12 protein-coding genes and 3 tRNA genes are annotated in these 12,951 nt (G+C 38.4%); 1 reads left to right on the top strand and 14 read right to left on the bottom strand.

The window, feature by feature from the left end; genetic code table 11:
- Positions 1 to 96: 96 nt before the first annotated feature.
- The 11 genes from rpoB to V4P55_RS01205 all read right to left on the bottom strand — a co-directional run bounded on the left by rpoB (position 97) and on the right by V4P55_RS01205 (position 9,796).
- Positions 97 to 4,248, bottom strand: coding sequence for a DNA-directed RNA polymerase subunit beta (gene rpoB / locus V4P55_RS01255; protein ID WP_455475090.1), 4,152 nt, complete (start codon positions 4,246 to 4,248; stop codon positions 97 to 99).
- Positions 4,249 to 4,536: 288 nt separating this feature from the next.
- The gene (gene rplL / locus V4P55_RS01250) at positions 4,537 to 4,905 is read right to left on the bottom strand and encodes a 50S ribosomal protein L7/L12 (protein ID WP_455474620.1); all 369 of its coding nucleotides are present in this window, start codon (positions 4,903 to 4,905) and stop codon (positions 4,537 to 4,539) included.
- A gap of 106 nt (positions 4,906 to 5,011) precedes the next feature.
- Positions 5,012 to 5,530 (bottom strand): 50S ribosomal protein L10, encoded by a 519-nt coding sequence (gene rplJ, locus V4P55_RS01245; protein ID WP_455474618.1) that lies wholly within the window; start codon positions 5,528 to 5,530, stop codon positions 5,012 to 5,014.
- 362 nt (positions 5,531 to 5,892) lie between these two features.
- Complete coding sequence (rplA, locus tag V4P55_RS01240; RefSeq protein WP_455474616.1) at positions 5,893 to 6,591, bottom strand: 50S ribosomal protein L1; 699 nt, start codon at positions 6,589 to 6,591, stop codon at positions 5,893 to 5,895.
- A 4-nt stretch (positions 6,592 to 6,595) separates the two neighbouring features.
- Positions 6,596 to 7,024 (bottom strand): 50S ribosomal protein L11, encoded by a 429-nt coding sequence (gene rplK / locus V4P55_RS01235; protein WP_455474614.1) that lies wholly within the window; start codon positions 7,022 to 7,024, stop codon positions 6,596 to 6,598.
- Between the two features lie 147 nt (positions 7,025 to 7,171).
- On the bottom strand, positions 7,172 to 7,702 hold the full coding sequence (nusG, locus tag V4P55_RS01230; protein ID WP_455475089.1) for a transcription termination/antitermination protein NusG: 531 nt from the start codon (positions 7,700 to 7,702) through the stop codon (positions 7,172 to 7,174).
- Between the two features lie 20 nt (positions 7,703 to 7,722).
- A complete protein-coding gene (gene secE, locus V4P55_RS01225; RefSeq protein ID WP_455474612.1) occupies positions 7,723 to 7,935 on the bottom strand; it encodes a preprotein translocase subunit SecE in 213 nt (70 codons plus the stop codon).
- Positions 7,936 to 8,141: 206 nt separating this feature from the next.
- Positions 8,142 to 8,217, bottom strand: a tRNA-Trp gene (locus V4P55_RS01220).
- Positions 8,218 to 8,258: 41 nt separating this feature from the next.
- Positions 8,259 to 9,434: an elongation factor Tu gene (tuf, locus tag V4P55_RS01215; protein WP_455474610.1), complete on the bottom strand. Its 1,176-nt coding sequence runs from the start codon at positions 9,432 to 9,434 to the stop codon at positions 8,259 to 8,261.
- A gap of 174 nt (positions 9,435 to 9,608) precedes the next feature.
- A tRNA-Gly gene (locus V4P55_RS01210) sits at positions 9,609 to 9,682 on the bottom strand.
- Positions 9,683 to 9,712: 30 nt separating this feature from the next.
- Positions 9,713 to 9,796: transfer RNA gene (locus tag V4P55_RS01205), tRNA-Tyr, on the bottom strand.
- A gap of 198 nt (positions 9,797 to 9,994) precedes the next feature.
- On the opposite strand from V4P55_RS01205, the gene V4P55_RS01200 reads away from it, so the two are divergent.
- Positions 9,995 to 10,825, top strand: a complete 831-nt coding sequence (locus V4P55_RS01200; RefSeq protein ID WP_455474608.1) for a TrmH family RNA methyltransferase — start codon at positions 9,995 to 9,997, stop codon at positions 10,823 to 10,825.
- Here V4P55_RS01200 and V4P55_RS01195 read toward each other — a convergent pair.
- The 3 genes from V4P55_RS01195 to V4P55_RS01185 all read right to left on the bottom strand — a co-directional run bounded on the left by V4P55_RS01195 (position 10,815) and on the right by V4P55_RS01185 (position 12,943).
- The gene (locus V4P55_RS01195) at positions 10,815 to 11,552 is read right to left on the bottom strand and encodes a rhomboid family intramembrane serine protease (protein ID WP_455474606.1); all 738 of its coding nucleotides are present in this window, start codon (positions 11,550 to 11,552) and stop codon (positions 10,815 to 10,817) included. The two genes, V4P55_RS01200 and V4P55_RS01195, sit on opposite strands and share 11 nt — an antisense overlap.
- A 512-nt stretch (positions 11,553 to 12,064) precedes the next feature.
- A complete protein-coding gene (locus tag V4P55_RS01190; protein WP_455474604.1) occupies positions 12,065 to 12,400 on the bottom strand; it encodes a DUF2155 domain-containing protein in 336 nt (111 codons plus the stop codon).
- A 144-nt stretch (positions 12,401 to 12,544) separates the two neighbouring features.
- Entirely contained in the window at positions 12,545 to 12,943 is a 399-nt protein-coding gene (locus V4P55_RS01185; protein ID WP_455474603.1) for an NADH:ubiquinone oxidoreductase subunit NDUFA12, read from the bottom strand.
- Positions 12,944 to 12,951: the final 8 nt, after the last annotated feature.

Raw genomic sequence — 12,951 nt, 5'->3', positions numbered from 1 at the left:
TTTACTTTTTAAATCGTCTGTATTATTCTCATAAAAATTTCTTCGTTTTGCCTTTCAGAACAATAAAAACGCACTATTTCCAGTGCGTTCCATGAATCATTGTTCTGTTGAATTAGATGACGTTCGCTGCGCAATAAGCTCACGCGCATCATCAAGTTCTACATTAAGGGCAAGTGAACGCATTTCTTTTACTAATACATTAAAGCTTTCGGGTATACCCGCCTCAAATGTATCATCACCACGCACAATCGCCTCATAAACTTTCGTTCGACCAGCTACATCATCCGATTTAACAGTTAACATTTCCTGCAGAGTATAAGCGGCACCATAAGCTTCAAGTGCCCACACCTCCATTTCACCAAAACGCTGACCACCAAATTGTGCCTTACCGCCTAACGGTTGCTGCGTCACAAGTGAATAAGGACCAATTGAACGAGCATGAATCTTATCGTCAACAAGATGATGCAATTTGAGCATGTAAATATAACCCACCGTCACAGGACGATCAAAAGGTTCTCCAGTACGACCATCATAAAGTGTAACCTGCCCCGAACTATCCAAACCTGCATCTTCCAGCATCCTGTTAATATCAACTTCATGAGCCCCATCAAAAACAGGAGTCGCAACCGACACACCCTTTCTCATTTGCAGTGCCAATCTGTAAAGGCTTTCATTATCATACTGACGCACAGGTTCATTACGATCATTATCAGGAATAAAATCTTCAATACGCTGACGTAAAGGAAGAATATCTCCAGTCTCTTTATAAAAATCTACTAAATCACCAATTTTTTTACCCATACCCGCACAAGCCCAACCAAGATGTGTCTCAAGAATTTGACCAACATTCATACGACTAGGCACGCCAAGTGGATTCAATACAATATCAGCATGCGTTCCATCTTCAAGAAAAGGCATATCTTCTATTGGAAGAATACGTGATACAACCCCCTTGTTACCATGACGCCCCGCCATCTTATCACCCGGTTGAATTTTGCGCTTTACAGCCACAAAAACCTTTACCATTTTCATGACACCAGGAGGCATTTCATCGCCTCTTTGCACTTTCTCAACTTTATCCATAAAACGACGTTGTAAAGCTTCTTTAGATTCATCGTACTGCTTACGTAAAGCTTCAATTTCATTCTGAAGCTTTTCATCCTCGACGACAAATTGCCACCATTGTGAACGTGGATAATTCCCCATAACTGCACTATCAAGCTTTTGATCTTTTGCAAATCCTTTGGGACCTTCTACAGCGAACTTTCCTGTTAACATATCAGCAAGACGCGCATAAACATTACGATCAAGAATTGATTGCTCATCATCACGATCTTTAGCTAAACGTTCAATTTCTTCACGCTCAATCGCCATCGCACGCTCATCTTTTCCAACACCATGACGATTAAAAACACGAACTTCAACAACAGTTCCAAAAGTCCCAGGAGGCATCCGCATAGAAGTATCACGGACATCTGAAGCTTTTTCTCCAAAAATGGCACGCAGAAGTTTTTCTTCTGGCGTCATGGGACTTTCACCCTTCGGTGTAATTTTACCAACTAAAATATCACCAGGTTGAACTTCAGCACCAATATAAATAATGCCAGCCTCATCGAGATTCCTTAACGCCTCCTCTGCAACATTAGGAATATCACGCGTAATTTCTTCTGGACCAAGCTTTGTATCACGTGCAGCAACTTCAAATTCTTCAATATGAATTGAAGTGAAAACATCATCTGCGACTATGCGCTCAGAAAGCAAAATAGAATCTTCATAATTATAACCGTTCCAAGGCATAAATGCTACAAGAACATTCCACCCAAGAGCTAAATCACCAAGATCTGTAGATGGACCATCTGCAATAATGTCGCCCTTCTCTATTCGATCACCAACATGCACAAGAGGACGTTGATTAATACAAGTTGATTGATTAGAACGTTGAAATTTTTGTAAACGATAAATATCAACACCAGATCTTGAAGGGTCTAGATCTTCTGTAGCACGAATAACAATACGCGTTGCATCAACCTGATCAACAATACCACTGCGTTTTGCAACAATAGCAGCCCCTGAATCACGAGCAACGACTGACTCCATACCCGTACCAACAAATGGAGCTTCAGCGCGCACAAGAGGAACTGCCTGACGCTGCATGTTAGATCCCATTAACGCACGGTTTGCGTCATCATTTTCTAAAAATGGAATAAGAGCCGCAGCAACTGAAACTAACTGTTTTGGAGAAACATCCATTAAATCAACAAGATCTCGTGGCGCCATCAAAACTTCACCTGCATGACGACAAACGACAAATTCTTCAGTAAAGCGCCCTTCAGAATCTAATGAGGAATTAGCTTGCGCTACATAATGCTTTGATTCTTCCATAGCAGAAAGATAAATAACCTCTGTTGTTACTTTGCCATCAATAATTTTGCGATACGGACTTTCAATGAAACCGTATTTATTAACCCGCGCAAATGTTGCCAAAGAATTAATCAAACCAATATTAGGACCTTCTGGCGTTTCAATTGGACAAATACGACCATAATGTGTAGGGTGCACGTCACGCACTTCAAAGCCTGCGCGCTCACGTGTCAAACCACCCGGACCAAGAGCAGAAAGACGACGTTTATGAGTAATTTCCGACAACGGATTAGTTTGATCCATAAATTGTGATAATTGTGAAGAACCAAAAAATTCACGAACAGCAGCAGCAGCGGGTTTTGCATTAATTAAATCTTGCGGCATAACCGTATCAATTTCAACTGATGACATACGCTCCTTTATCGCACGCTCCATGCGGAGCAAACCAATGCGATACTGATTTTCCATTAATTCTCCAACAGATCGAACTCGACGATTACCAAGGTTATCAATATCATCAATCTCACCACGACCATCACGTAACTCAACTAACATTTTTACAACTGCAAGAATGTCTTCTTGGCGTAAAATGCGCACTGTATCTGGACAATCAAGATCCATACGCAAATTCATTTTAACACGTCCAACAGCCGAAAGATCATAACGCTCAGGATCAAAAAATAACGAATGGAACATAGCTTCCGCTGTATCCATTGTAGGCGGTTCTCCTGGACGCATTACTCTATAAATATCAAACAACGCATCCTGCCGACTTTCATTTTTATCCACTTTTAAAGTGTTTCGAATATACGCCCCAACATTCATATGATCAATATCAAGGATATTAATTTGGTCAGCATTCACATCAGACAAAATCTTTAATGTTTTTTCGTCAATTTCATCACCAGCTTCAAGATAAATTTCACCTGTCTGATAATTAACTATATCTTCTGCCAAATAAGATCCTAATAAATCATCTTCACTAATTTTAACAGCCTTAAGACCTTTTTCGGCTAAAGATTTTGCGACACGAGCTGTTAATTTCTTACCAGCCTCTGCAACCACTTCACCACTATCTGCGTCTACAAGATCAGAAACAAGCGTTACCCCCTTAAAACGCTCAATCGAATAAGGAATACGCCAACCATCCCCATCTCGCTCATAAACAATCTTATTATAAAAAGTTGATAAAATGTCTGACGCATCCATACCTAATGCCATCAAAAGACTCGTAACTGGAATTTTCCGTCGTCTATCAATTCTAGCATAAATTATATCTTTAGCATCGAACTCAATATCAAGCCAAGATCCACGATATGGAATTACACGTGCAGCAAAAAGTAATTTTCCGGATGAATGCGATTTTCCTTTATCATGATCAAAAAAGACACCCGGAGAACGATGCATTTGTGAAACAATAACACGCTCAGTACCATTAATGATAAAAGTCCCACTGGCTGTCATTAAAGGCATATCGCCCATATAAACACCCTGTTCCTTAATGTCTTTAATATCCTTTGAACCAGTATCTTCATCCACATCAAAAACAATTAAGCGTAATATCACCTTTAATGGCGCCGCATAAGTTAAATCACGCTGACGGCATTCTTCAACATCAAATTTTGGTGAATCAAACTCATAGCCGACAAATTCCAGCATAGCCGTACCGGAAAAATCCGAAATGGGAAATACCGATTTAAAAACAGCCTGTAGTCCTTCATTTGGACGACCACCTTTCGGTTCCTTAATCATCAGAAACTGATCGTATGACGCTTTTTGAACCTCAATAAGATTCGGCATCTCAGCCACTTCAGGAATCTTACCAAAAAATTTGCGTACGCGCTTACGACCATTGAATTGAGATGTCATCGATTGGGTCTGAGCCATCATCGCTCCTCGATCTTTACTCTTCAAGGCAAACTAAACCTTAAAAGCTTTATATCATTAACCTGCACATGCAGACCAGTTCACTTGATACCCGACAGTGAGCATCACCAAAGCATTTCATTAATCATGAACCATTTAATTTGGTCTCTATGATAAAAGATGCTAGAAATAAAACCCACATCCACTACAATTACTAAATTATTGAGGAAAGAGTTTCATTGATCTCCTTCTTTCTTTAAAAAAAAGAAAAAAATTGGCGAACATAAACGCTCGCCAATCAATTTGGACTTATTTAAGTTCAACCTTAGCACCAGCTGCTTCAAGTTGAGATTTAATTTTTTCCGCTTCATCCTTAGAAGCACCCTCTTTAATAGGCTTAGGCGCCCCTTCAACAAGATCTTTAGCTTCTTTAAGACCAAGCCCTGTAAGAGCACGAACTTCTTTAATAACATTAATCTTTTGAGCACCACCTTCAACAAGGATAACATCAAATTCTGTCTTTTCTTCAACTACTGGAGCAGCAGCACCAACAGCAGCAACTGCAACAGGAGCCGCAGCGGAAACTCCCCATTTTTCTTCAAGCAACTTAGAAAGTTCCGCAGCTTCCAAAAGAGTTAAATTAGAAAGGTCTTCTACGATCTTCGTTAGATCAGCCATTTTTAAAATTCCTTCAATTAAAAAGTTTTAACCATCATTTAAAATTTGTTCAAAAAAAAACAGAAAAGCATTAAAGTCTTTCCATTAGAATGGATACAAAACAACCTTAAACAGCTTCCCCCTCCTGAGCGTATGCACCAATAACACGCGCAACTTGACCAGCAGGTGCACTAACAACCTGCGCAATACGAGTTGCAGGAGTGGAAATCATACCCACAAGTTTTGCTCGCAATTCATTTAATGAAGGCAATGAAGCTAAAGACTTCACAGCATCTACACTCAAATTCGTTGCACCCATCGAACCGCCAAGAATGACAAATCGATCATTACTTTTTGCAAAATCAACAGCAACTTTTGGCGCTGTAACCGGATCTTCTGAATAAGCAATAAGAGTCTGTCCATTAAATAGACTCACTATTGACTCAGATTCCGTGCCCTGAAGAGCGATTTTAGCAAGACGGTTTTTAGCAACTTTAACGGCACCACCAGCTTCATTCATTTTTGAACGTAGATCGTTCATCTGTGAAACTGTCAAACCAGAATAATGCGCAACAATAACAGAACCAGACTTCTTAAAAGTCTCATTCAGCCATGTAACAAATTCGCGTTTTTCCGCTCTATCCACTGTCTCTCTCCATTTAACAGATTTATTAAATAAATCTGTTGGTTACCTTTGATAGCATAAAATATTCATGCTATCGATGAGGATCCTGTCCCCTTTTTCACGCACAGCGATCAAAGGTAACCTTGGCTCAAACTTTTTAAGTCTTTTAACTTTACAGTTCTTACCCCAGTCTCATGCAGGCCTTTTTTATTAAGATACGAAAATAGTATCACCCACAATCTCGGACAGGATATTCCGGATTTTTTTCCGGCACAACCTAAGCTCAATAAAGCCTAGATAATAAAATACCGATAAAAATCGATACCCTAAATAAAATTCTGATATTTTCACACAAAAAACAAAATCAAAAACTCAATCCACACCTATTCTGAACGAATCGTTACGGGATCAACTTTAATCCCAACACCCATTGTCGAAGAAACTGCAACACGCTTAATATATTCACCTTTTGCACCTTGCGGCTTAGCTTTAATAACCGCACTAGCAAAAGCTTTAATATTTTCTACTATTTTCTCAACCCCAAAAGAAGCCTTACCTATACCAGCATGCACAATTCCAGCTTTTTCAACACGAAACTCGACAGCACCACCTTTAGAATCCCTTACAGCACTAGCAACATCCAACGTTACAGTACCAACCTTGGGATTTGGCATCAAACTACGTGGACCAAGAATTTTGCCAAGACGACCAACCAAAGGCATCATATCTGGCGTTGCAATACAACGATCAAAATCAATCACGCCACTATTAATACTCTCAAATAAGTCTTCAGCCCCTACAATATCTGCACCGGCATCCTTAGCTTCCTTAGCTTTATCTCCACGTGCAAAAACGGCAACACGAACATTTCGTCCGGTTCCATTAGGCAAATGAGCAACACCTCGAACCATTTGATCCGCATGACGAGGATCAACACCTAAATTCATTGAAACCTCTATTGTTTCATCAAACTTTGCAACTGCACGCTCTTTAACCATAGAAACAGCATCCGTTAAAGTATAAAGTTCATTAAACTCAATACCTTTACGAATATTTTTCATTCTTTTTGCTACTTTTACCATAACGTTAGCCCACCACTTTCAAGCCCATAGAGCGAGCAGAACCTTCAACCATACGCATCGCTGCTTCAATGTCATTTGCATTAAGATCTTTCATCTTTATTTCTGCAATAGAATGAATCTTATCACGAGAAATGCTCCCTACAGAAACTTTCCCTGGTTCTTTTGATCCAGACTTTAAATTAGCTTCCTTTTTCAATAAAAACGACACAGGAGGAGTTTTTAAAGAAAACGTAAAAGATTTATCCTGATAATAAGTGATAATCACAGGTATCGGAGAACCCTTTTCCATCTCTTGTGTGGATGCATTAAACGCTTTACAAAATTCCATGATATTAATACCACGCTGACCAAGAGCAGGACCAATCGGTGGAGATGGAGTAGCTGCTCCTGCAGGAACCTGCAATTTCAGCTGACCTATACTTTTTTTTGCCATAATATTCTGCCTTCAATTTAACTAGTACACTAACAATGCAACTTGCCAGTTACCTACCGCAGTTATGTGGTTCGGATCATAAAGCTGACAAAAGCCAAAATCACCTCCCACTGATCACTTAAAGCGACTAACTTACTTCAAGTATAATCAAAGTTTCTCAACCTGACTAAATTCCAAATCAACAGGTGTAGGACGCCCAAAGATCAATACCTCGACCTTAAGACGAGAACGTTCTTCTTCGACCTCTTGCACAATTCCATTAAATGAAACAAAAGGTCCATCAGCAACACGAACTTGCTCACCAACCTCAAATAACACTGAAGATTTCGGAGATTCAACCCCTTCCTGAACCTGCTTAAGAATTTGCTCAGCTTCCTGATCAGAAATAGGGACAGGACGTGAATCCGACCCCAAAAAACCTGTCACTTTAGGAGTATTTTTAATAAGATGGTATACCTCGTCTGTCAATTCAGCACGAATAAGAACATAACCAGGAAAAAATTTACGCTCTGTATCAATCTTACGACCACGACGAACTTCAACAACACGCTCTGTTGGAACAAGAATTTTTTCAAATAGATGATCGAACCCTTTTTGCTTCGCTTCTTTTCTAATAGCTTCTGCCACTTTCTTTTCAAAATTTGAATACGCCTGAACGATATACCAACGAGCAACCACAATCACAATTCCCTGTACTATCAACCAAAAAGATACTTCAGAAGATCAATACTCCACCATACACCAAAATGCATAATCTGATCTACGATAAAAAAGAATACCGAAGCCAATGCAGCAACTAGCAAAACCATAATAGTAGAAACCACCGTCTCCTGACGCGTAGGCCACTTCACCTTAGCAGTTTCTGCATAAACCTGTTTTAAAAAAGTAATTGGATTGGTTTTAAATGCCATTAGTCACACTATATTCTTTTCTACCTTATTGTGATAATATAATAAAATAAACATAACGAAAACGCAAAAAAATATTTTTCAACTTCATATGGCTTCCTTGTCCTGTTATTCAATAACGATTTACATATAAAAAAACAAGCCCCACATAAAAAAAGCAAAGAAGGCTGCTATCCCAGCTTCTCGTCAACATACTCTATACCAATCTTTGGCAGGGGCAGCAGGGCTTGAACCCGCGACCTGCGGTTTTGGAGACCGCCGCTCTACCAACTGAGCTATACCCCTTTTCTTTAAATACTCTAAAACACACCCTCAACAATTATTATTTACTCAATAATCTTAGAGACAATACCTGCACCAACAGTACGACCACCTTCACGAATAGCAAAGCGAAGCTTTTCTTCCATTGCGATCGGAACAATCAAAGAGACATCCATGGCAACGTTATCACCAGGCATAACCATTTCAGTCCCTTCTGGAAGAGAAACGATACCTGTCACATCCGTAGTACGGAAATAAAACTGTGGGCGATAATTGGTGAAAAAAGGTGTATGACGACCGCCTTCATCCTTTGTTAAAATATAAGCTTCAGCTTTAAACTTCGTATGAGGAGTAACTGAACCAGGCTTTGCCAAAACTTGACCACGCTCAATCCCTTCACGATCAACACCACGAAGAAGTGCACCAATATTATCACCCGCCTGCCCTTGATCCAAAAGCTTACGGAACATCTCAACGCCTGTAACTGTCGTCTTAGAAGTGGGACGAATTCCGATAATTTCGATTTCTTCACCAACTTTGATAACACCGCGTTCAACACGACCAGTAACAACTGTCCCACGACCAGAAATGGAAAAAACATCTTCAATCGGCATTAAGAAAGGTTGATCAACAGGACGCTCCGGCGTTGGTATATAATTATCAACCTCACTCATCAAAAGACGAACTGCATCTTCACCAATGCTTTTATCTGTATCCTCAAGAGCTGCCAATGCTGAACCTTTTACAATCGGTATTTCATCTCCTGGAAAATCATACTTTGATAAAAGCTCACGAACTTCAAGCTCAACAAGCTCCAAAAGTTCAGCATCATCAACTTGATCAACCTTATTCAAAAATACAACAATCGCAGGAACACCAACCTGACGTGCTAGCAAAATATGTTCGCGTGTTTGAGGCATTGGACCGTCAGCTGCGGAAACAACCAAAATTGCTCCATCCATCTGCGCAGCTCCCGTAATCATGTTTTTCACATAATCTGCGTGTCCCGGACAATCAACATGTGCATAGTGTCGATTCTCTGTTTCATATTCAACATGCGCCGTAGAAATGGTAATCCCGCGCGCACGTTCTTCCGGCGCAGCATCAATTTGATCATACGCTTTAAATTCTCCAAAATATTTCGTAATCGCTGCTGTTAACGAAGTTTTCCCATGGTCAACGTGACCAATCGTACCAATATTAACGTGCGGTTTCGTACGTTCAAATTTGCTCTTTGCCATCGCTGTCAATCTCTTATCTTGTAAGTATCAAAAAAAACAGACCTACACAACAAAACTACCCGGAATAATATACAAACCCGGAAATTACAACTGTTGGGCGAATGAATCCCCGCCAAATTTACGACAAAAACATTTCATCCAACAAGCTTACCCACACAGCCCTCAATAACTTACTGGAGCGGGTAGCGGGAATCGAACCCGCATATTCAGCTTGGAAGGCTGCTGCTCTACCATTGAGCTATACCCGCATACCACACGTATTAACTCCTTTTGATGTATGGTGGAGGGGGTTGGATTCGAACCAACGTAGCATACGCAACGGATTTACAGTCCGCCCCCTTTAACCACTCGGGCACCCCTCCATTACATCAACAAAACTGCGCGATGAAATATCATCTACAACCAAATTTAATCACTTGATAAATACTGGCTGCGAAGCGGTTATGACGGTTAGTATCGTATCTGTCAACAAGATAAATGCAATTTTACGCAATTTTTAAAAAATAATTTAAAATTATATTTTTTTATCCACTTTTATTGTTAACAAGCTATAAAAAGACATGCAAAAAAAAATATCTAAAGATTCTCATTATGCTCGTTTGCGTCGCAGATATCGCGATATAAAAAACTCATCGTCTTCATCTGCGACATATTTGAAACAATCATTTTCCTCTTTAAAAAAAGAAACAATACACCTTTATGGCATTCACACAGTTTATGCAGCTTTAAAAAACCCTAAAAGAGTTTGTAAATGCCTATATATCACACAAAATGCTTTAAAACGATTAAATATACCAGAATTGGATTTGCCCTGTCTCATGACTTTATGCTCACCTAAACAACTTGATGCGCTTGTTGGAGGTGATGCAGTTCATCAAGGTGTTGTTTTAGAAACCGAACCTCTTAAACCACGCCACTTATCTGAATTAACAAATACCGATCTTGTTATTGTCATGGATCAAATTACCGATCCACATAATGTTGGCGCTATTATGCGTTCTGCAGTCGCATTTAAAGTTGGAGCAATCATTACAACCGGTCGCCATTCACCTCAAGAAAATGGTGCCCTTGCTAAAGCTGCTTCTGGAGCTTTGGAACTGATTGATTACATAACCGTAAAAAACCTTGCCGAAGCGCTTAAAGAACTCCACGAAGTAGGTTTTACCAGCCTTGGGCTCGACTCAGAAGGTTATTTACCGTTAGAAACAGCGCTCAACGGACAAAAAATTGCTCTTGTCTTGGGAGCAGAAGGAAAGGGGTTACGTAAAAAAACACGCGAAACCGTTTGTGCATTAGCGCGTCTTGATATGCCTGGAGATATCAAATCATTAAACGTCTCAAACGCAGCAACGATAGCACTTTACGCAACGCATAAATATCTTAGATCCTAATTTTTGTTTTACTCTGCGAAATATCAAAAAAACCAACTAAAAAAAAACCAGAAAAAAGCCCGCCAATATGTGCTTCCCATGCTATGGATACATTATTCTCTTCAAACAAAGAAGAAATACCTATGATAAAATTGCTAATCAACCACACAAGAATATAAACAAGTACAGTCCTTGAACAAAGCGCCCTCTTAACGGACCACAAAGGACCAAAACATTTCCTATTCTGCATATTATTATCAAAATGAACAAAAGAAAAACCATAACGTGTGACAGCCCCCATCATTCCAGAAACTGCACCCGATGCCCCAACAAGTGGCATTGTACTATTTTGATGAAAAACAAAATACGTTAACGCAGAAATAACCGCTGTTAATATCCAAAAAATTAAAAAACGGAAATAAGAAAAATGATTAACCAAAGGAGAACCAAAAATCAAAAGCCAGATCATGTTAATAGCAATATGTTCAAAATTACTATGCATAAATGAATAGCTAACAAGAGTATAACAAAATGCCAAAGGATCAGCCTTGAATAAGGCAGGTGTAAATGAGAAAAATTTAAAGCTTTCTATATAAAGCGGATAAGAAACAAAATACTGCGGAATAAAATACACACAAAAACAAAATGCTATTAAAATGATTATAATAAATGGAACATTTAACAATGATTCTTTAGTTTTTTTTGGCAAAAGAGGATTGTTATTATATTGATAATTGGCATTTTTCATTATTAAAAATCTCATACCTTTTATAAAATAAATATATCAGTATCAGTTTGGAAAATAAAAAATTGTTACACTTATAATATTATTTCGATTTGAACTCAAAAATAACATTTTTTATGTAAAATCAGCTATATATACAAAACACCAATAATTTTATCCATAAAATTACCGTGCCATGATAACCTAGAAAGAAAAAAATTCTATTATCTATTATATTAATAGCATAGATATTATTGCAAAACTATTTATTTTACTTTTTATCAAAACAAAAAACAAAACTTTTACTTAAAAAAACTATCTTCTTTTATGCACTTACATGGAGTAGTCATATTTTATCGTTTACTAACTTAACAATGAACATCATTACCTACAAAATATTATAAGCATAAAACAGATTGCCTATTTACAAAGCAATAATAACATTAAGTAATTATTTAATTTCAGTATTATATTTTTATAATTTAAAAAATACTTTAAAAAGATAAAATTTGATATAGCTTATCAAAACGAAAAATTTACTTGCAATCTTTTAACCACACATCATAGATAGGATGCTCGACTGCATTTAAACCAGGACTATCCGCAAACATCCATCCTGTAAAGATACGCCGTACCTTTTTATCTAATGTTATCTCATTAACTTCAACAAAACCTGTTGTATGAGCTGGCTCGTCTTTAGAACTCGTATAGCACGCTCGTGGCATAACTTGTAAAGCACCGTACTGATAAACCTCACCAAGAGAAACTTCAAAACGCGTAGTCTGCCCACTAATTTTATCAAGACCTGAAAAAATAGCTATTCCATTGCTAATACGATCAGCTTTCACCTCATTAACGAAAAATAAAGCCATTATTCCTATAGAACAAATAAAACCAACATACCTTAAGCTTGACAAGACAAAATAAAACATAACATCAAATCAATCGCATCTAAAAAATAGCTTCCATTATAGTCTATAAAACATAAAAAAATACATCAGCTAAGTAAAAATACCTTATGTTTTAGGCGACCATGCATCATAATCTTCACGAACATAAGAACGCTCACCACTGTGAGCAATAGATCCCTTTGGTCTATAAGCTGCACTTGTCCCTGTCATATTTGCAATATGAGGTTTCTCCCATTCATATGATTGGTATTTTTCCTGTGTAGGTGGTATATCACAACGATGATGAATCCAACCATGCCACCCTGGTGGAATAGTAGAAGCTTCAGAATAATCTTTATAGATTACCCAACGACGCGGATAACCATCTTTATGGTATCCCCCTTCATAATAAACATTCCCAAACTGATCTTCTCCTATACGCTTACCTTTCCACCAGGTAAAGAAGCGTGTATTAATAGTATTACCATTCCACCACGTAAAGACTTGCCTTAAAAAACCAACCATCTTATATT

The organism is Bartonella sp. B30(2025) (assembly GCF_053793825.1).
Note: the sequence above shows the minus strand (reverse complement) of the source record. Positions and strands in the feature narration are given on the sequence as shown.